The following is a 20,299-nucleotide window of genomic DNA, read 5'->3' as shown; positions in this document are numbered from 1 at the left end:
GAAGGCTGCGATCTTTTGATGTTGGTTTTGAAAATCAAAAGATCGCAGCCTTCGGCAGCTCCTACAGGGGATTGTCGATCTGTTCGAGCATCCATTTGACGAAGTCGCGCACCTTCGGTACTTCCGCCGCGTGCTCCGGGTACGCCAGGTAATAGGCGTCGCTGCTCGGCATTGCATGCTGCCAGGGAATGACCAGTTTGCCGTCGGCCAATTCCTCTTCCACCAGAAACCTTGGCAACAACGCCACGCCGCAGCCGACCTGCGCGGCTCGGATGCACATATAAAAGGTTTCAAACCGTGGCCCGTGATAGCTGTGTTCGGTTTGGTAACCCTGGCTGTCGAACCAGTCGTGCCACGCCTGTGGGCGTGAGGCGTTTTGCAGCAAGACCAGATCGGTGAGTTGCGTCGGATCAGTGAACGGCGTATCCGGCAGACTGCCCGGCGCGCAGACCGGCACCAGCTCTTCACCGAACAGCTTCAGGCATTCCGTGCCGGGCCGCGAACCCTGGCCGAAATAAAACGCCAGATCGCTGCGCCCCTGCAGCAGATCATCCGCTTCCTGCTCGTTGCACAAGTCCAGATGAATCGACGGATGACGTAGCCGCCAGCCTTTCAAACGCGGCACCAGCCAGCGCGCGCCGAAGGTCGACGGTGTCGATACGCGTAAGACTTCGGTCTCGCCACCGTAGGAACGCAGGTAATGCGTCGACATCTCCACCTGCGTGAGGATTTTTCGTACTTCGACCAAGTACAAATCCCCGGCCGGGGTCATCTGCAAACGTCGGCGCACGCGGAGGAACAATAAGTGTTGTAACAGTTCCTCAAGCTGCGCGACCTGCTTGCTCACCGCACTTTGGGTCAGGTTCAGTTCCTCGGCGGCGCGGGTGAAGCTCAGGTGCCGGGTCACGGCTTCGAAGCACTGCAGGGCAGTGATCGAGGGCAAGTGGCGTTTGTTCAGCATGGCCGATCCTTTTCTTGTCTTTCTATGCTCAGCATGAATAAACGGAATGATATCTCGCGTAAAGGTCGTTTGTTGCCTTGCCAATGTGACGCTACAACTAAAGGCCTGCCCGGTCGTGCAAACAGCGGCCGCACACATTCAGTTTTTTGCTTGAGGAGTGACCCATGGTTGCCGCATTGCTTGATCGTCTAGGTGTGAACCCGGCCCTGTATCAGAACGGCAAAGTGCCGGTGCATTCGCCGATCGACGGCAGCCGCATCGCCGCTGTGAACTGGGAAGGCCCGGCCGAAGTCGAGCAGCACATCAGTCGCGCAGATCATGCGTTCGAGCAATGGCGCAAGATTCCGGCCCCGCGTCGCGGCGAATTGGTGCGTCAGTTCGGTGAAGTGTTGCGTGAATACAAAGCCGACCTCGGCGAACTGGTGTCGTGGGAGGCGGGCAAAATCACCCAGGAAGGTCTGGGTGAAGTGCAGGAGATGATCGACATCTGCGATTTCGCCGTCGGTCTTTCTCGCCAACTGTACGGCTTGACCATCGCCTCCGAGCGTCCTGGCCACCACATGCGTGAAACCTGGCATCCGCTGGGCGTGGTCGGCGTCATCAGTGCGTTCAACTTCCCGGTCGCGGTGTGGGCGTGGAACACCACGCTGGCGCTGGTTTGCGGCAACCCGGTGGTATGGAAGCCGTCGGAGAAAACCCCGCTGACCGCGCTGGCCTGTCAGGCGCTGTTTGATCGTGTGGTGAAGAATTTTACCGATGCGCCGGCGAATCTTTGCCAAGTGATCATCGGTGGTCGCGACGCGGGTGAAGCGCTGGTCGATGATCCGCGTGTCGCCCTGATCAGCGCCACCGGCAGCACGCGCATGGGCCGCGAAGTGGCGCCGAAAGTCGCCGCGCGATTTGCTCGCAGCATTCTGGAACTGGGCGGCAACAACGCGATGATCCTCGGCCCGAGCGCCGATCTCGACATGGCCGTGCGCGCGATTCTGTTCAGCGCCGTCGGTACCGCAGGCCAGCGCTGCACCACGTTGCGTCGTCTGATCGCCCATGAATCGGTAAAGGAAGAAATCGTCACTCGCCTCAAGGCTGCTTATTCGAAAGTACGCATCGGCAACCCGCTGGAAGGCAATCTGGTCGGCCCGCTGATCGACAAGCACAGCTTCGAAAACATGCAGGATGCGCTGGAGCAGGCATTGAGCGAGGGCGGCCGGGTATTCGGCGGCAAGCGCCAACTGGAAGATCAGTTCCCCAACGCCTACTACGTGTCGCCAGCGATTGTTGAAATGCCCGAACAGAGTGATGTGGTCTGCAGCGAAACCTTCGCGCCGATTCTCTACGTGGTCGGTTACAACGATTTCCAGGAAGCGCTGCGCATGAACAACGCCGTGCCACAAGGTCTGTCATCGTGCATCTTCACTACGGACGTGCGCGAGGCTGAGCAGTTCATGTCGGCGGTCGGCAGTGACTGCGGCATCGCCAACGTCAACATCGGCCCGAGCGGTGCGGAAATCGGCGGCGCGTTTGGCGGTGAGAAAGAAACCGGTGGTGGTCGTGAATCGGGTTCGGATGCCTGGCGCGGGTACATGCGCCGGCAGACCAACACGGTGAACTACTCGCTGGAGTTGCCGCTGGCGCAGGGCATCACCTTCGACTGATTGATGAAATCTCCCCTGTTGGAGTGAACCCTTGTGGCGAGGGGATTTATCCCCGTTGGGCTGCGCAGCGGCCCTGAAAATCTAAAGGCGACGACTGCTTCGCAGCCGAACGGGGATAAATCCCCTCGCCACAGGTTTTCGTCACAGATAGCTTCGCTCCTACATTGAATTGTGTGTTTGGCAGGTTTCTGTTGGAGTCTGGCAATGCCGTTACGCGAAGAATGTCTGTGGGAACAGCTCACGCCACAAAGGCCGGATAACACCGCGCTCAGGGGCGAAGTCAAAGTCGATGTCTGCGTGATCGGCGCCGGGTTCACCGGGTTGTCGGCGGCGCTGCATTTGTTGGAAAAAGGCAAAAGCGTCTGCGTGCTGGAAGCGCATCGTGCCGGCCATGGCGGTTCCGGACGCAACGTCGGGTTGGTCAACGCCGGCATGTGGATTCCACCGGACGAGATCGAGGCCGGGTTTGGCGAAGCGGTCGGCAGTCAACTCAACCGCATGCTCGGGGCCGCGCCGGCGCTGGTCTTCAGCCTTGTGGACAAGTACAACATCGATTGCCAGTTGCGCCGCGAAGGCACGTTGCACATGGCGCACAACGCCAAGGGCGAGGCCGATCTGCGTAGCCGCGAACAACAATGGAAACGCCGTGGCGCACCGGTCGAGCTGCTGACCGGCAAGGCCTGCGAACAAGCCACCGGTACGCAAAAAATTGCGGCGGCACTGCTCGATCGTCGCGCCGGCACGCTCAACCCCATGGCCTATGTCACCGGGCTGGCGAATGCCGTGGTCGGTCTCGGCGGGCAGATGTTCGACCATTCACCGGTCACCCGACTCGAACGTCAGGGCTCGAACTGGTCGGTGCAGACCGAGCACGGTTCGGTGCTCGCCGAACAAGTGGTGATCGCCTCCAACGCCTACACCGAAGGCGACTGGACCGAACTCAAGCGCAACTTCTTCCCCGGTTATTACTATCAGGTCGCCTCGGTGCCGCTCACCGAAGACGCTGCGCAGGAGATTCTTCCCGGCGGGCAGGGTTCGTGGGACACCCGCCAAGTCTTGAGCAGCATCCGCCGCGATAAAGAAGGGCGGTTATTGCTCGGTAGCCTGGGCAACGGTAATCAGAAACCGACATGGTTCCTGAAAGCTTGGGCCGACCGCGTGCAACAGCATTACTTCCCCAATTTGAAACCGGTCGAATGGGAATGCACCTGGACCGGGCGCATCGCGTTCACCCCCGATCACCTGATGCGTCTGTTCGAGCCAGCGCCGGGACTGGTGGCCGTCACTGGCTATAACGGCCGTGGCGTCACGACGGGCACGGTGGTTGGCAAGGCCTTCGCCGACTATCTGTGTGACGGCAATCCACAAGCACTGCCAATCCCCTTCGCACCGATGCAGCCCTTGGCGGGCGTAGGCTTGCGCAGTTGTCTGTACGAGGCCGGGTTCTCGCTGTATCACGCGGGCCAGTGCTTGCGCATCGTCATTTGAGTGTTGAAATATGTTGCCGGAAGCGGCGCTTTTCGATGCAGCGACTAGCCTGTAATGGTGCGGGTTGTAGCAGTCCCGCACCAGCAGTGTGCAGTTCGGTGACGCGGGCTGTTACAGGCTGGTTGCACGTCGTTTGGTGCCGCGGTTGCAATGATGGCGCAAGCGGGTTGCGCCTTTAGAAATAAATGGTTTCACCTTCCGCGGTTTAGACGGTTGCACGCCCAATGAAAATGGGAACGAAACAGTCGAAATAACAAGAAAGCAGCGACTTTTTGAAGAATAAAAAACCGATGGCACGGCCCTTGCTCTGAGCATTCAGTGAAGTGAAGTCGCAGTGCCAACTAAAAAAAACCTTGGAGCACCACCTCATGTCCCAGACGTTTTACAAGAAAGGCTTTCTGGCCCTCGCAGTGGCTACTGCGTTGGGTGTTTCTGCGTTTGCTCAAGCCGACGTCAAAATCGGTGTAGCGGGTCCAATGACGGGCGCCAACGCGGCATTTGGCGAGCAGTACATGAAGGGTGCACAGGCTGCGGCTGACGCAGTCAACGCGGCAGGTGGCGTCAACGGGGAGAAAATCGTTCTGGTCAAAGGCGATGACGCCTGCGAACCGAAACAAGCGGTCACGGTCGCCAAGGACCTGGTCAACCAGAAAGTCGCTGGCGTCGTCGGTCACTTCTGCTCTTCTTCCACTATTCCAGCCTCGGAAATCTACGACGAAGCCGGCGTTATCGCGATCACCCCGGGTTCCACCAACCCGCAAGTGACCGAGCGCGGCTTGGGCGCCATGTTCCGTATGTGCGGACGTGACGACCAGCAAGGCATCGTCGCCGGCGACTACATCGTCGACGTGCTCAAGGGCAAGAAAGTCGCGGTCATCCACGACAAGGACACCTACGGCCAAGGCCTGGCGGATGCCACCAAGGCGCAGTTGACCAAGCGTGGTGTGACCCCGGTCATCTACGAAGGCCTGACCCGTGGCGAGAAAGACTTCAGCGCCCTGGTCACCAAGATCCGCGCCGCCGGTGCCGACGTCGTTTACTTCGGCGGTCTGCACCCGGAAGCCGGTCCACTGGTCAAACAACTGCGTACCGAAGGCCTGAAAGACGTGAAATTCATGTCCGACGACGGCATCGTTACCGACGAGCTGGTGACCACCGCTGGCGGCCCGCAATACGTCGACGGTGTGCTGATGACTTTCGGCGCCGACCCGCGTCTGCTGCCGGAAAGTAAAACCGTCGTCGATGCCTTCCGCAAGGCCGGCACCGAACCTGAAGGCTACACCTTGTACGCCTACGCCTCGGTGCAAACCCTGGCTGCAGCCTTCAATGGCGCAAAATCCAACAGTGGCGAGAAAGCCGCCGAGTGGCTGAAAGCCAATCCGGTGAAAACCGTCATGGGTGAGAAGGCCTGGGACAAGAAGGGCGACCTGAAAGTCTCCGACTACGTGGTGTACCAGTGGGATGCGACAGGCAAATATCACCAGCTGGAAAAACAGAAGTAAGGGCTGACGCGATCAGTTGATCCCCTCCCATAACTGTGGGAGCGGGTTTGCCCGCGATGGCGTCAGGTCAGTCGACACACAGGTTGACTGATCCACCACTATCGCTGGCAAGCCAGCTCCCACAGGGTTTGGAGTGATTGGGTCAATCGCGCTCTGACATTGCTCCGACGTAAATCTGTATTTTCCCTAGAAGAGCCGCCCGCCTACAGGTGGGCAGGTTCTCACTGCGTGAGATTGCGTTATGGATGGTATTTTCCTGCAGCAACTGGTCAACGGCCTGACCCTCGGGTCGGTCTATGGCCTGATCGCCATCGGCTACACAATGGTCTACGGCATCATCGGCATGATCAACTTCGCCCACGGCGAGGTTTACATGATTTCCGCTTACCTGGCGGCAATCAGTCTGGCTCTGCTGGCTTACTTCGGTATCGAATCCTTCCCGCTGCTGATGCTCGGCACACTGATCTTCACCATTGTCGTCACGGCGGTGTATGGCTGGGTCATTGAGCGAGTCGCTTACAGACCCCTGCGCAACTCCACCCGACTGGCTCCGCTGATCAGCGCCATCGGCATCTCGCTGATTCTGCAAAACTATGCCCAGATCAGTCAGGGCGCACGCCAACAGGGCGTTCCGACACTGCTCACCGGTGCCTGGCGCGTCGACATCGGCACCGGTTTTGTCCAGCTCACCTACACCAAGGTGTTCATCCTGGTCGCCGCGTTCGTCGGCATGGGCCTGCTGACTTATGTCATCAAGTACACCAAGCTCGGCCGCATGTGCCGCGCCACCCAGCAAGATCGCAAGATGGCCTCGATCCTGGGGATCAACACCGACCGCGTTATCTCTTACGTGTTCATCATCGGTGCAGCCATGGCGGCACTGGCCGGTGTGCTGATCACCATGAACTACGGCACGTTCGACTTCTACGCAGGCTTCGTCATCGGCATTAAAGCCTTCACCGCTGCGGTACTCGGCGGGATCGGTTCGCTGCCGGGTGCGATGTTGGGCGGGATCATCCTCGGTATCTCCGAGTCGCTGTTCTCCGGCCTGGTCAACTCCGACTACAAAGACGTGTTCAGCTTCTCGCTGCTCGTACTTGTTCTGGTCTTCCGGCCGCAGGGCCTGTTGGGCCGTCCTCTTGTGTCGAAGGTGTAAGCGATGTCTTCAACCATCAAAAAAAGCATTGATGTCAAAAAAAGCCTGGTTGAGGCGATTCTGGCCGGCCTGATTGCCCTGATCGTATTCGGGCCGATTGTCGGTGTCGTCCTTGAGGGGTACAGCTTCAATCTCGAACCGACCCGCGTGGCGTGGATCATCGGCATCGTCATGATTGGCCGCTTCGCCCTCAGCCTGTTCCTGCAAACGCCCAAGGGCCTGAAGATTCTCGACGGATTCGAGAGCACCGGTTCCGGTGTGCACGTGCTGCCCAGCGATCATAAATCGAGCCTGCGCTGGATCATCCCGCTGCTGATTGTGCTGGCGGTCATCGTGCCGTTTGTTTCCAACTCCTATCTGCTGGGCGTGGTCATCCTCGGGTTGATCTACGTGCTGCTGGGGTTGGGGCTGAACATCGTGGTCGGTCTGGCCGGTCTGCTCGACCTCGGTTACGTGGCGTTCTACGCCATCGGTGCCTACGGTCTGGCGCTCGGTTACCAGTATCTCGGTCTGGGTTTCTGGACGGTGCTGCCGTTGGCGGCGATTACGGCGGGCCTGGCCGGTTGCATCCTCGGTTTCCCGGTGTTGCGTCTGCATGGCGACTATCTGGCGATCGTGACGTTGGGCTTCGGTGAAATCATTCGGCTGATCCTCAACAACTGGTTGTCCCTCACCGGCGGCCCGAACGGCATGCCGGCGCCACTGCCGACCTTCTTCGGTCTGGAGTTCGGCAAACGCGCGAAGGATGGCGGGGTGCCGTTCCACGAGTTCTTCGGCATCGCCTACAACCCGGACGTGAAGTACTACTTCATCTACGCGGTGTTGTTCCTCGTGGTATTGGCCGTGCTGTACATCAAGCATCGTCTGGTGAAGATGCCGGTCGGCCGTGCTTGGGAAGCCTTGCGTGAAGACGAAATCGCTTGCCGTTCGATGGGCCTTAACCACGTGCTGGTCAAGCTGTCGGCGTTCACCATTGGCGCGTCGACGGCGGGTCTGGCCGGTGTGTTCTTCGCCACCTATCAAGGTTTCGTCAACCCGACCTCGTTCACCTTCTTCGAATCGGCGCTGATTCTGGCCATCGTCGTGCTCGGCGGCATGGGCTCGACCATCGGCGTGGTGATCGCCGCGTTCGTACTCACCGTCGCTCCGGAACTGCTGCGCGGTTTCGCTGAATATCGCGTGCTGCTGTTCGGCATCCTGATGGTGTTGATGATGATCTGGCGACCTCGCGGGCTGATCCGCATCAGCCGCACCGGGGTCACTCCACGCAAAGGTGCCATTCACTATGAGAGGACTGCGCCATGAGTGAAGTCGTACTCTCTGTTGAAAAACTGATGATGCATTTCGGTGGCATCAAGGCCTTGAGCGATGTCAGCCTGAAGGTCAAACGCAACTCGATCTTCGCCCTGATCGGCCCCAACGGCGCCGGCAAAACCACAGTGTTCAACTGCCTGACCGGGTTCTACAAAGCCACCGGCGGCAAGATCGAACTCAACGTGCGTGGCCAGCAGACCAACGTCATCCAGTTGCTGGGCGAGTCGTTCAAACCAACCGACTTCGTCTCGCCGAAATCCTTCCTCAGCCGCATGTACTACAAGATGTTCGGCGGCACGCATCTGGTGAACCGTGCGGGGCTGGCGCGGACCTTCCAGAACATTCGCCTGTTCAAGGAGATGTCGGTGCTGGAAAACCTGCTGGTGGCCCAACACATGTGGGTCAACCGCAACATGCTCGCCGGCATCCTCAACACCAAGGGCTACCGCAAGGCTGAAAGCGACGCGCTGGACGTTGCGTTCTACTGGCTGGAAGTGGTCGATCTGGTCGACTGCGCCAACCGTCTCGCCGGTGAACTTTCCTACGGCCAGCAACGCCGTCTGGAGATCGCTCGGGCCATGTGCACGCGCCCGCAGATCATCTGCCTCGACGAACCGGCCGCCGGCCTCAACCCTCAGGAAACCGAAGCGCTGAGCGCGATGATCCGGCTGCTGCGTGACGAGCACGATCTGACCGTGGTGCTGATCGAACACGACATGGGCATGGTTATGAGCATTTCCGACCACATCGTGGTGCTGGACCACGGCATCGTCATCGCTGAAGGCGGGCCTGAAGCGATTCGTAACGACCCGAAAGTGATTGCCGCCTATCTCGGCGCCGACGAAGAGGAGCTGGTATGACGCAACCGATCCTCGAACTCAAAGACCTCGACGTGTTCTACGGACCGATCCAGGCGCTCAAAGGTGTTTCGCTGCAGATCAACGAGGGGGAAACCGTCAGCCTGATCGGCTCCAACGGCGCCGGCAAATCGACCTTGCTAATGTCGATCTTCGGCCAGCCACGGGCAGCGGGCGGGCAGATCATTTATCAAGGCGTCGACATCACCCAGAAGTCTTCGCACTACATCGCCTCCCACGGCATCGCGCAGTCGCCGGAAGGGCGGCGGGTGTTTCCCGACATGACCGTCGAGGAAAACCTGCTGATGGGCACCATCCCGATTGGCGACAAGTACGCCAAAGAGGACATGCAGCGCATGTTCACGCTGTTTCCACGGCTGGAAGAGCGCCGTACCCAGCGGGCGATGACCATGTCCGGTGGGGAGCAGCAGATGCTGGCGATTGCCCGCGCGTTGATGAGTCGGCCGAAGCTGTTGCTGCTTGATGAGCCGAGCCTGGGCCTGGCGCCGATCGTGGTGAAGCAGATTTTTGCGACCCTGCGCGAACTGGCGAAAACCGGCATGACGATTTTCCTCGTCGAGCAGAACGCCAACCATGCCCTGAAGCTGTCGGATCGCGCGTATGTGATGGTCAACGGCGAGATTCGCCTGACCGGCACCGGCAAGGAGTTGCTGGTGAATGAGGAGGTGCGTAACGCCTATCTGGGCGGGCACTGATTCTTTGATGGTTATACACAGCCCCGGCGACGCAAGTCCCGGGGCTTTTTATTACCCACAACCTCTCTGTAGGAGCTGCCGCAGGCTGCGATCTTTTGATGTTGTTTTTAAAGTCAAAAAGATCGCAGCCTGCGGCAGCTCCTACAGGGGAAACGGTTGTTCCGTCAAATTGTGGAAAACAAATTCCCCAAGCTGCCAAAGCGCGACATATAGACGCTGCAAATAGCTGTTTTTCCACAGTTTTGACTTGTCCCCGGTTACTGTGGAACTGGCTGTGAATAACGTGGGTGTATCTGGCTGAACGCCTTGTAATCCGTGGCTTGCAAGAGTGTGGTTGTTTTTTGATCAGGCGTTTTTCCGCGAGCTGAAGGCGTCGTTGTCAACCTTTTTTTGGACATCGCCTCAGAGGCAATTCAGTGGCGGCAAGCCTGTGGATAAGTCTGTGATTAAACTCTGGAAAGACCGCGCTGAGGGCCGTAATTACTGGCCTCGCGCAATCACTGCTCTGACTGGCCAGTCGTGCAGAATGCCATGTGCCGCACATCTGCCGCTTCAGGGTCAAGCAAAAAACTTTCTATTTCCCCCGCAAAGCCTTGTGTGGCGCGGCTTTGCGCGTTTGCACTTGCCCCCGGAAACTGTGGAAGGGACTGTGGATAACATGCGTGCATATGGCTACAGGCCACGCCCTGTATAGCGTTGCGAAAGTTGATCATTTTTTGTTCGATCATGTAGGAGCTGCCGAAGGCTGCGATCTTTTGATGTGGTTTTTCAAGATCAAAAGATCGCAGCCTTCGGCAGCTCCTACACGGAGGCGGTGGTTGCCCGATATTCGCGGGCCGGGCATGCTGCTGGCTGATTTTCTATTCCAAGGGCTGCCCAGGTGGCCGAAGCAAGGAGAACACGATGTCCAACACCCTGTTTATCACCGGCGCAACGTCCGGATTTGGTGAAGCCTGCGCCCGTCGTTTCGCCGAGGCTGGCTGGAAACTGGTGCTGACCGGCCGTCGTGAGGAACGCCTGAATGCGCTGTGCGCCGAACTGTCGAAGCAGACCGAAGTGCATGGCCTGGTGCTCGACGTGCGTGATCGCAAGGCGATGGAAGAGGCGATTGCCAACCTGCCGCCGTCCTTCGCCAAGCTGCGTGGCCTGATCAACAACGCAGGTCTGGCGCTGGGCGTTGATCCTGCACCGAAGTGCGATCTGGACGATTGGGACACCATGGTCGACACCAACGTCAAAGGCCTGATGTACGCCACGCGTTTGCTGCTGCCGCGTTTGATCGCCCATGGCCGTGGCGCCGGCATCGTCAACCTCGGCTCCATCGCCGGCAACTACCCGTATCCGGGCAGCCACATCTATGGCGCGACCAAGGCGTTCGTTAAACAGTTCTCGCTGAACCTGCGCTGCGACTTGCAGGGCACTGGCGTACGGGTCAGCAACATCGAGCCAGGCCTGTGCGAGAGCGAGTTCTCGCTGGTGCGTTTTGCCGGCGATCAGGAGCGTTACAACGCGACTTACGCCGGTGCCGAGCCGATCCAGCCGCAAGACATTGCCGAGACGATTTTCTGGGTGATGAATGCGCCGGCGCACATCAACATCAACAGCCTGGAGTTGATGCCGGTAAGCCAGACCTGGGCTGGCTTTGCGATTGAGCGTAACAAGGTTTAACACCGCGTTACGGCCAATCGCTGGCAAGCCAGCTCCCACAGGTTTATTGGCGTACACAAATCTTGTGAACAGCTCGATATTTGTGGGAGCTGGCTTGCCAGCGATGAGGCCAGAACAGGCAAAAAATGGCGATAAGGTAAACTCCCCTCGCAACAACCCAACCGCACCCCGCGGTTTTCAAGGTTTTTCGAGGAGTTAAAGTGAGTAACCGAGGTGAGCAGGCACTGCTCAAACAATCGACCATTCTGATGTTCGCGGTGGCGATTGCCGGGATCATCACCGGTTTTGTTTCAGGTTCGCAATCCATCCTGTTCGATGGTTTTTTCTCGCTGATCGCAACGTTCATCAAAGTCCTGATGCTGATCACCGCCAAGTTGATCGCCAAGGAAAGTAACCACCGTTTCCAGTTCGGTTTCTGGCATCTGGAGCCCATGGTGTTGCTGATCGAAGGCAGTTTCCTGCTGCTGATCGCGATCTACGCGTTTCTCAACGGTGTGTTTGGCATCATCAACGGTGGTCGGGAGATCGAACTGGGGCTGGTGATCATCTATGCTGCGGTGTTTACCGTGGTCGAGTTCGCCTACTTCTTCTACGTGCGCCGGCGTAACCGCAAACTCAAATCCAGCCTGATCCAGTTCGACAACATCAGTTGGCTGGTGGATGCGATGTTGTCCGTGGGCCTGTTGATCAGTTTCCTTGCGGCGCTGCTGCTCAAGTCCCAGGGCTATGGCCAGTGGGCGGTGTATGTCGATCCGCTGATTCTCATTGTGCTGGCGCTGACCATGCTGCCGCCGGCGTTCAAGATCCTTGGCCCGGCGTTGCGCGATGTACTGGGGATTGCCCCGGACACGCTGGATGATCAAGTGCGTCAGGTGATGGAGGAGGCGAAGGTCGAACATGGTTTCGACGACTACGTCTCATACGTGCAGAAGCACGGGCGGGCGCGGTTTATCGAGATTCATGTGGTGTTGCCGGCGGACTATGCGCTGAGCAATGTCGGGCAGCTGGATGCATTGCGCGAGGCGATTTCGGCGAAGCTGGGCAGGCCGGATGCGGCGCGCTGGTTGACCATCAGCTTCACGGGCGACAAGAAGTGGATTGCCTGATGTAACCCTGATTCCTGTTGAGAACACAGTTGTGGTGAGGGATCTTTGTGGCGAGGGGATTTATCCCCGATGGGCTGCGCAGCGGCCCCGCTTTTTTCAGGGCCGCTTCGCGCCCCATCGGGGATAAATCCCCTCACCACAAAGATTCCTTCACTCCAGTAGATCCCCTTTCATCAGGAGATCTCATTTGCCATGAGATCAGCGTAAATATTCAGCCAGACCGTGGTAGCAAGTCGCAAGGTGATACGGCGTGGTCGAAGGCATGTCCTTGCGGCTGACTTCACCCAACTCATCCCGGCACTCATACCAGCCACCCGCATGCAGAAACCGTTGCTGCAACGCCTGCAATTGGCGCAGCACCACCGCTTCACTGCCCTGACGCAAGGTCAGCGCACGCAAATATTCCGCCTGAGCCCAGATCCGTTGGGTCGAATCCCTCGGCCGTCCATCCGACTCCAGATCGAGCATCGCCCGCACCGCGCCGGATGGCTGTACCACGCCGTATTGCTCGGTGAACGCAAACGCCCGATCCAGCGCTGCATGCAGTTTCGAACCACGCAACAACGCTGACGATTCGAGCAGGAAATACCATTCGAATTGATGGCCGGGTTCGTACCAGTTATCCACAGCCCCGAGCGGCTTCTCCATCAACACGCCATATTGCGGATCGACGAAGCGCTTGTGCATGGCTGTGCATAACTCCAGCAACGCGGTCTGGGTCTGGGCATCTTCGCGAGCGGCGAGCGTGGCGAGGAAGGCTTCGGCCAAGTGCATCAAAGGATTCTGCAAAGGGCCGGTTTCCAGGGTGATCCAGTCACGATCAAGGCAGGCCTCGTACAAACCATCACCCGTGGCAAAGCGTCGCCCAATGATTTCCAGCGCCGCATTCAGGGTCGACTCGACCAGCGGATCGCCGGACTTTGCCCAGTAATGCGCGCAGGCGAACAGGATGAAGGCGTGGGTGTAGAGATCCTTGCGCTGATCCAGCGGCTTGCCCTGCGCATCGATGCTGTAGAACCAGCCCCCGTGCTCGGCATCATGGAAATGCCGTTGCAGCGAACGAAACAGCGCCGCGGCGCGTACGTCAGCGTTATCCACAACCCCGATCAAACTGGAAAACAGATACAGCTGGCGCGCACAGGCCATCGCTCGATAACGTTGCGCTGGCAGCGGTTGATGCGCGGCGTCCAGCGCCTCAAAGGGCAACGCCATGTCGGCGTTCCAGCCCGGACCTTGCCAGAGGGGCACGATCACGTTGACGAAGTGCTGTTGCACAGCGCCGAACAGGGCGGTCAATTCAGGCAGGGAGGTGGAGCGGGAAGCGTGGGGCATGGGCGGACGTCGTCACGGGCTGGGGCGATTGCGCGACATGGTAGCAGAGCGGCAGGCTTTAGAGTCTTGGCGTCTGATCGGCCGTCATCGCTGGCAAGCCAGCTCCCACAGGGATTTTCGGTGTTCACATGATTGGCGTACACCGAATAACCTCTGGGAGCTGGCTTGCCAGCGATGTGGCCGGAGCAGGCGCTAAAAAATCAGCCGGCCAACAACCAGGCCCCAGTCACCGCCGAAGCCGCACCTGCAAGACGCACCAACGGTGCAGCAGCTTGAGGCAGGAAACGCACCACGGCATAACCAGCGGCATGCAGTGCAGCTGTCGCGGCGACGAAACCGGCGGCATACGCCCAAGGGCTGCTCATGTCCGGCAACTCCAGCCCATGCGCCACACCGTGGAACAAGGCAAACACCGCCGTCGCCACCACCGCCATCACCAGCGGCGGACGCACCGCCAGTGCCACCGCCAGACCCAACGCCAGCACCGAAGCAGCAATCCCGCTTTCCAGCGCCGGTAACTCCAGCCCTTCAAAACCGAGCATGCCGCCCATCAGCATGGTGCCGACAAACGTGCACGGCAGCGCCCAACGCGCCGCGCCTTGCTGCTGCGCTGCCCAAAGTCCGACCGCAACCATCGCCAGCAAATGGTCGAGACCACCGATCGGGTGACTGATACCCGCGATCAAGCCACTGTCGCCATGCCCCGGGTGGGCAAAGGCCAAGGCCGGAGTCAGCAGCAGCGCAACCGCGCCAAGAATACGTTTGAGTGTCATGGATAAGCTTCCTTGTTGAGCAGTGAATCAGGCTGCGGTCAGCAGGCCCTGGCGTTCGATGAAGGCGATGATGGCTTCAAGGCCCTGACCGGTTTTCTGGTTGCTGAAGACGAACGGCTTGCCGTTGCGCATGCGTTGGGTGTCGCTGTCCATCATTTCCAGCGAGGCGCCCACCAGCGGCGCCAAGTCGATCTTGTTGATCACCAGCAGGTCGGACTTGCAGATCCCCGGCCCGCCCTTGCGCGGCAGCTTGTCGCCGGCCGAGACGTCGATCACATAGATAGTCAGGTCGGACAATTCCGGGCTGAAGGTCGCCGACAGGTTGTCGCCGCCGGACTCCACCAGAATCAGATCCAGCCCCGGAAAACGCCGATTGAGTTGATCGACCGCTTCAAGGTTGATCGAGGCGTCTTCACGAATCGCCGTGTGCGGGCAGCCGCCGGTTTCCACGCCGATGATCCGCTCGGGGGCGAGGGCTTCATTGCGCACGAGGAAATCGGCGTCTTCGCGGGTGTAGATATCGTTGGTCACTACGGCGAGGTTGTAGCGTTCGCGCAGGGCCAGACACAGGGCCAGGGTCAATGCGGTTTTGCCGGAACCGACCGGGCCGCCGATGCCGACGCGCAGAGGTTGTGTGTTCATGAATGTTTCTCCTAGGAGCGAAAGAGGCGGCTGTACTGGCGCTCGTGGGCCATGCACGCCAAAGACAGGCCAAACGCGGCGCTGCCGATGTGTTCGGGATTGATTCGGCTCGCGTCCTGCTGCGCCTGTTGCAGCAGCGGCAGCAATTCGCTGGTCAGGCGCTGGGCGGCTTGCTGGCCCAGCGGCAGAGTTTTCATCAGCACGGCGAGCTGGTTTTCCAGCCAGCTCCATAGCCACGCGGCAAGGGCGTCCTGCGGGCTGATGCCCCACGCGCGTGCGGCCAACGCCCAGCACAGAGCCAAATGCGGTTCGGTGCATTGATCGAGAAAGTCACGAGCGCAGGCGTCGAGTTCCGGCAAACCGTTGAGAAGTTGCTGCAACGAATAGCCCATCTGCCGACTTTCCAGATGCAACTCGCGAGTCTCGCGGCTGGCGCGGTGGCTTTCACAGAGGATCAGCAACTCGCTCCAGTTTTCATCCGCCGCCGCTTGGCAATGCGCAAGCAACAACGGCGCCTCAAAGCGCGACAGATTCAGCAGCAACTGATCACTGATCCAGCGGCGGGCGTCGTCCGGGTTTTTCACCCGGCCGTTATCCACCGCCATTTCCAGGCCTTGCGAATAGCTGTAGCCGCCAATCGGCAATTGCGGACTGGCCAGGCGCAGCAGCGCCCAGGCCGGATTCACAGGCGTACGCCGAACTGATGGAGTTTCGGCGCGTAGTTGAAGTCTTCGTCGCCGTGTCGTGAATGGTGGTGGCCGCCGCCATAAGCGCCGTGCTCGGGTTGGAATGGTGCTTCGATCGCTTCGACCTGCGCGCCGAGTTGTTCGAGCATGGCTTTGAGTACGTAATCATCGAGCAGACGCAGCCAGCCATCGCCGACTTGCAGAGCGACATGCCGATTGCCCAAGTGATAAGCGGCGCGAGTCAATTCAAAAGCGTTGGCGCAAGTGACATGCAGCAGTTGCTCGGGGCGGGCACAGACGCGAACGATGCGACCGTCTTCAGCCTGTAGGCATTCGCCGTCATGCAGCGGCGGTTGGCCACGCTCCAAAAACAACCCGACGTCTTCACCCTCGGCACTGAAACAGCGCAGACGGCTTTTGCTCCGCGCTTCGAAGGTCAGGTGCAACTCGGCGGCCCAGACGGGTTGAGGATCGATTCTGCGGTGAATCACCAGCATCGGGAAACTTCCAGCTATGGACAATGATTGGGTTAGAGCAAGGGGCTTGCCAATCGGACGAGATGTAGGAAATCCCTGTCGGAGCGTAGTGGATGTTTCAAGATGTTGCGGAGATTTGGAAGGTTTTGGTGCATGAAGGTTTTTACATGCACCAATTTGCGGCGGGCAAAAAAGAACGCAGCCTTCGGCAGCTCCTACATGAAATGCAATCCGTGTAGGAGCTGCCGAAGGCTGCGATCTCTTGATCTTTACTCAGTACTGCCCAGGCCCTGCCAATGCTTCAGGCCAATAAAGATAAAACGCAACTGCTGGGTGATCTTCGCCTGCGGCGTCAGATGCTCTGGCAGTGCTTCAGCGGGCGGGTCGATGATGTCGGGGAGGGTAGCGAACACCGATTTGACGATCAGATCAGCCACCACACTCAGGCCCTCGGCATCCAGGTGCTGAAGTTTGGGCATCATCGTCAGGTCCGATGCAAGGTCGGAGCTGATGTTTTCACGTAACCGACCAATCGCCTGACGCACCGGCAGCGAGCCACCGTACTGCTCGCGGGCGAGAAACAGAAATTGCGAGCGGTTGGCACTGACCACATCCAGAAAGATCCGCACCGAGGCATCGATAATGCCGCCCATGACGAATTCGTTGTGGCGTACCAGGCGGATGGTTTCGCGAAAGGTCTGGCCGACTTCGCTGACCAGCACCAAACCCAGTTCGTCCATATCGGCAAAATGCCGGTAAAAACCGGTGGGTACGATCCCGGCGGTCTTGGTGACTTCGCGCAGGCTCAGGCTGCCGAATCCTCGGCCGCTTTCCATCAAATGGCGGGCAGCGTCCATCAGGGCGTTGCGGGTCTGTTGCTTCTGTTCGGCGCGGGGCAGCATCGCAGGGTGTGTTCTTCGGCAGGACAAGCGCCGCACTCTAGCAAATCGGCTTTATCGGCGTCGAACGGCGGGGCAGTAAAGCGAGGGTTTTTACGGGGCGTTTACCAGAACCTGAAAAGTCAAAAGCCCAATCCGTCGATTGGGCTTTTTTTCCGGGCCACCATGGGCTCAGCTCACAGCGCTGTTGCGTTCGATCACACGGTCACCACCACCTTCGGCAACAGCTTGGCCTTGTGGGGTTTTGTCGTAGCCGTCTTCAACCAGACCTTTTTCTTCGAGGCGGTTGCGACCGTTTTCGGCGACAGCCTGGCCTTGAGGGGTTTTGTCGTAGCCGTCTTCGACCAGACCTTTTTCTTCCAGACGGTTGCGACCGTTTTCCGCTACCGACTGACCTTGTGGCGTTTTGTCGTAGCCATCTTCAGCGAGGGTGCCTTTGGTGTGGTCGGAACCATCAGCGGCCACGGTCTGGCTGAACACCGAGTAGCTGGTTTTGACTTGTGGAGTGGCTTGATCGGCAGCAGGCAGGGCGAAAGCAGTGCTGGCCAGCATCGAGAGGGTAAGACTAAGCAGTAATTGGCGTTTCATGATGGGTTGCTCCTTGGGAGGGCGATAAAGTGGGTACGAGGGCAATGCTACTCTCGATAAGTCGATATAAAAGTTCATAAACGCAATGGTAATAATCAACAGAATTGATTGTTCTGGCGGGAGGCTCTAGATCGGGCCTTTCAGGGCGACGGTTTTGCACCGAGGTGGGTATTTTCGACTCACTCGTGCCTCGCAAGCGTGCGGGTCGCGGTAACGCTGTTCGACTGACCGGTCAGAATTCACCCGGGTTTTTCCGTCTTAATCGACTTTTCGGTTAAACCTGCGGGCCTTTTGCCAGTCACAGTTTTCATAGGGGCCGCTTTGGCCCGCCGTTTCAGCCGTTCGCCGCTTTCTTTAAGGGTGAGTGGTCGTGATCAGGAGCTTTGTGCATGACGCGCACTGGAAAAATCTTCAGCTGGACCTTCGCCACCCTCGTGCTGCTACTGGCCGTGCTGGTATTGATCATCGTGTTCTTCGACTGGAACCGGATCAAACCGCCGCTCAACGCCAAAGTCTCGGAAGAACTGCATCGACCGTTTGCCATCAATGGCAATCTCGCAGTGATCTGGCAGCGCGAGCCCGACGAGGGCGGTTGGCGCGCCTGGGTGCCGTGGCCGCACGTGGTTGCTGAAGATTTGAGCCTGGGCAATCCGGACTGGTCGAAGAAACCGCAGATGGTCACCCTTAAGCGCGTCGAACTGCGCATCTCGCCATTGGCGCTGCTGGCACAACGCGTGGTGATTCCGCGCATCGACCTGACCGAGCCCAACGCCGACCTGCAACGCTTGGCGGATGGCCGCGCCAACTGGGTATTCAAGTTCGATCCCAAAGACCCGAACGCCGAGCCGTCGAGCTGGGTGGTCGATATCGGCGCCATTGGTTTCGACAAGGGCCACGTCACCCTCGATGACCAGACCCTGAAAACCAATCTCGATGTTCTGATCGATCCGCTGGGCAAGCCAATTCCGTACAGCGACATCGTCGGTGACAAAGCGGCGAAAACCGCGCAGGACAAGGGCGGCGCACCGCAAGACTATGCATTTGCGCTGAAGGTCAAAGGCCAATACCACGGCCAGAGCCTCAGCGGCCAAGGCAAGATCGGCGGGCTGCTGGCCTTGCAGGACGCGAGCAAACCGTTCCCGCTGCAAGCCCAGGCGAAGATCGGCGACACCCGCATCGAACTGGCCGGCACCCTGACCGACCCGATGAATCTCGGCGCCCTTGACCTGCGTTTGAAGCTGGCCGGCGACAGCCTCGGCAATCTCTATCCGCTGACCGGCGTCACGCTGCCCGATACGCCACCGTATTCCACCGACGGTCATTTGATCGCCAAACTGCATGACCCTGCTGGCGCGAAATTCACCTACGAAAAATTCAACGGCAAGATCGGTAACAGCGACATCCACGGCGACCTGACTTACGCCGCAACCCAGCCGCGACCAAAACTCAGCGGTGCGCTGGTTTCTAATCAACTGTTATTTGCCGACCTCGCGCCGCTGATCGGCGCCGATTCGAATGACAAGCAGAAGGCCCGTGGCGGCGACAGCAAGCAACCGGCGGACAAAGTGCTGCCGGTTGAGGAATTCAAGACTGACCGCTGGCGCGCGATGGATGCCGACGTTGAATTCACCGGCAAGCGCATCGTCCACAGCGAGAAGCTGCCGTTCAATGATCTCTATACCCATCTGATATTGAACGACGGCGAACTGAGTTTGCAGCCGCTGCGCTTTGGCGTCGCCGGCGGCAATCTTGATGCGCAGATTCGTCTCAACGGTCGCACCGAGCCCATGGAAGGCCGGGCCAAACTGACCGCACGCCGCTTCAAGCTCAAAGAGCTGTTCCCGACGTTTGAACCGATGAAGACCAGTTTCGGTGAACTCAATGGCGATGCCGATATCCGCGGGCGTGGCAATTCGGTGGCGGCGCTGTTGGGTGGCGCCAACGGCAAGTTGAAGATGTTGATCAACGACGGTGCGATCAGCCGTGAACTGATGGAGCTGGCCGGACTCAACGTCGGCAACTACGTGGTCGGCAAGATCTTTGGCGACAAGGAAGTGAAGATCAACTGCGCGGCGGCGGATTTCGATATCAAGACCGGTCTGGCGACCACGCAGCTGTTTGTCTTCGATACCGAGAACGCGATCATCTATATCGATGGCACGGCGAACATGGCCACCGAGCAACTCGACCTGACAGTGACGCCGGAATCGAAGGGCTGGCGTTTGATCTCCCTGCGTTCGCCGCTGTACGTGCGTGGCAAGTTCATCAAACCGGACGCCGGGGTGAAGGCTGTGCCGCTGATGTTGCGTGGGGCGGGGATGGTTGCCCTGGGTGTGATTGCAGCGCCGGCGGCGGGGCTGTTGGCGCTGGTGGCACCAAGTGGCGGCGAGCCGAATCAGTGTGCGCCGTTGCTGGAGCAGATGAAGGCGGGCAAGGCGCCGGTGACCGTCAAACCGACTAAATAGGCAGACATGAGCAAA

The 20,299-nt window shown here is 59.1% G+C and carries 18 protein-coding genes; 10 read left to right on the top strand and 8 right to left on the bottom strand.

The window, feature by feature from the left end:
- Window positions 1-61 precede the first annotated feature (61 nt).
- Window positions 62-961, bottom strand: a complete 900-nt coding sequence (locus EJA70_RS08320; protein ID WP_158830449.1) for a LysR family transcriptional regulator — start codon at window positions 959-961, stop codon at window positions 62-64.
- A 164-nt stretch (window positions 962-1,125) separates the two neighbouring features.
- Between EJA70_RS08320 and EJA70_RS08315 the strand changes: the two genes are divergently transcribed.
- From EJA70_RS08315 to EJA70_RS08275, 9 genes are all read left to right on the top strand, one after another.
- On the top strand, window positions 1,126-2,616 hold the full coding sequence (locus tag EJA70_RS08315) for an aldehyde dehydrogenase family protein (protein WP_158830448.1): 1,491 nt from the start codon (window positions 1,126-1,128) through the stop codon (window positions 2,614-2,616).
- A gap of 204 nt (window positions 2,617-2,820) precedes the next feature.
- Window positions 2,821-4,104, top strand: coding sequence for an FAD-binding oxidoreductase (locus EJA70_RS08310; RefSeq protein ID WP_158830447.1), 1,284 nt, complete (start codon window positions 2,821-2,823; stop codon window positions 4,102-4,104).
- Between the two features lie 368 nt (window positions 4,105-4,472).
- Window positions 4,473-5,606: a branched-chain amino acid ABC transporter substrate-binding protein gene (locus tag EJA70_RS08305; protein WP_158830446.1), complete on the top strand. Its 1,134-nt coding sequence runs from the start codon at window positions 4,473-4,475 to the stop codon at window positions 5,604-5,606.
- Between the two features lie 241 nt (window positions 5,607-5,847).
- A complete protein-coding gene (locus EJA70_RS08300) occupies window positions 5,848-6,762 on the top strand; it encodes a branched-chain amino acid ABC transporter permease LivH (protein WP_129388361.1) in 915 nt (304 codons plus the stop codon).
- Window positions 6,763-6,765: 3 nt separating this feature from the next.
- Complete coding sequence (gene livM, locus EJA70_RS08295) at window positions 6,766-8,067, top strand: high-affinity branched-chain amino acid ABC transporter permease LivM (protein WP_158830445.1); 1,302 nt, start codon at window positions 6,766-6,768, stop codon at window positions 8,065-8,067.
- The gene (locus EJA70_RS08290) at window positions 8,064-8,936 is read left to right on the top strand and encodes an ABC transporter ATP-binding protein (protein ID WP_016771916.1); all 873 of its coding nucleotides are present in this window, start codon (window positions 8,064-8,066) and stop codon (window positions 8,934-8,936) included. The genes livM and EJA70_RS08290 overlap by 4 nt, the downstream gene beginning before the upstream one ends.
- Window positions 8,933-9,649, top strand: a complete 717-nt coding sequence (locus tag EJA70_RS08285) for an ABC transporter ATP-binding protein (protein WP_008078275.1) — start codon at window positions 8,933-8,935, stop codon at window positions 9,647-9,649. The genes EJA70_RS08290 and EJA70_RS08285 overlap by 4 nt, the downstream gene beginning before the upstream one ends.
- A gap of 903 nt (window positions 9,650-10,552) precedes the next feature.
- The gene (locus tag EJA70_RS08280; protein WP_158830444.1) at window positions 10,553-11,317 is read left to right on the top strand and encodes an SDR family oxidoreductase; all 765 of its coding nucleotides are present in this window, start codon (window positions 10,553-10,555) and stop codon (window positions 11,315-11,317) included.
- Window positions 11,318-11,517: 200 nt separating this feature from the next.
- Window positions 11,518-12,423, top strand: a complete 906-nt coding sequence (locus tag EJA70_RS08275; RefSeq protein ID WP_158830443.1) for a cation diffusion facilitator family transporter — start codon at window positions 11,518-11,520, stop codon at window positions 12,421-12,423.
- A 198-nt stretch (window positions 12,424-12,621) separates the two neighbouring features.
- On the opposite strand, the gene EJA70_RS08270 is transcribed toward EJA70_RS08275, so the two are convergent.
- The 7 genes from EJA70_RS08270 to EJA70_RS08240 form a co-directional block, all read right to left on the bottom strand.
- Window positions 12,622-13,755 carry an AGE family epimerase/isomerase gene (locus EJA70_RS08270; protein ID WP_158830442.1) on the bottom strand — a complete coding sequence of 378 codons (1,134 nt, stop codon included), beginning with the start codon at window positions 13,753-13,755 and terminating at the stop codon, window positions 12,622-12,624.
- Between the two features lie 200 nt (window positions 13,756-13,955).
- The gene (locus EJA70_RS08265; protein WP_158830441.1) at window positions 13,956-14,528 is read right to left on the bottom strand and encodes a HupE/UreJ family protein; all 573 of its coding nucleotides are present in this window, start codon (window positions 14,526-14,528) and stop codon (window positions 13,956-13,958) included.
- A 27-nt stretch (window positions 14,529-14,555) separates the two neighbouring features.
- On the bottom strand, window positions 14,556-15,170 hold the full coding sequence (gene ureG / locus EJA70_RS08260) for an urease accessory protein UreG (protein WP_007939066.1): 615 nt from the start codon (window positions 15,168-15,170) through the stop codon (window positions 14,556-14,558).
- Between the two features lie 11 nt (window positions 15,171-15,181).
- Window positions 15,182-15,856 (bottom strand): urease accessory protein UreF, encoded by a 675-nt coding sequence (locus EJA70_RS08255; protein ID WP_008087161.1) that lies wholly within the window; start codon window positions 15,854-15,856, stop codon window positions 15,182-15,184.
- Entirely contained in the window at window positions 15,853-16,353 is a 501-nt protein-coding gene (gene ureE / locus EJA70_RS08250; protein WP_158830440.1) for an urease accessory protein UreE, read from the bottom strand. The genes EJA70_RS08255 and ureE overlap by 4 nt, the downstream gene beginning before the upstream one ends.
- A 248-nt stretch (window positions 16,354-16,601) precedes the next feature.
- A complete protein-coding gene (locus tag EJA70_RS08245; protein WP_158830439.1) occupies window positions 16,602-17,234 on the bottom strand; it encodes a TetR family transcriptional regulator in 633 nt (210 codons plus the stop codon).
- Window positions 17,235-17,402: 168 nt separating this feature from the next.
- On the bottom strand, window positions 17,403-17,819 hold the full coding sequence (locus EJA70_RS08240; RefSeq protein WP_008086187.1) for a hypothetical protein: 417 nt from the start codon (window positions 17,817-17,819) through the stop codon (window positions 17,403-17,405).
- A 389-nt stretch (window positions 17,820-18,208) separates the two neighbouring features.
- On the opposite strand from EJA70_RS08240, the gene EJA70_RS08235 reads away from it, so the two are divergent.
- Window positions 18,209-20,284 (top strand): AsmA family protein, encoded by a 2,076-nt coding sequence (locus EJA70_RS08235; protein ID WP_158830438.1) that lies wholly within the window; start codon window positions 18,209-18,211, stop codon window positions 20,282-20,284.
- Window positions 20,285-20,299 lie beyond the last annotated feature (15 nt).

Source organism: Pseudomonas sp. PB103, assembly GCF_009764635.1.
In the GTDB taxonomy this organism is placed as follows: domain Bacteria; phylum Pseudomonadota; class Gammaproteobacteria; order Pseudomonadales; family Pseudomonadaceae; genus Aquipseudomonas.
This window is presented reverse-complemented; position numbering and strand designations above follow the sequence as displayed.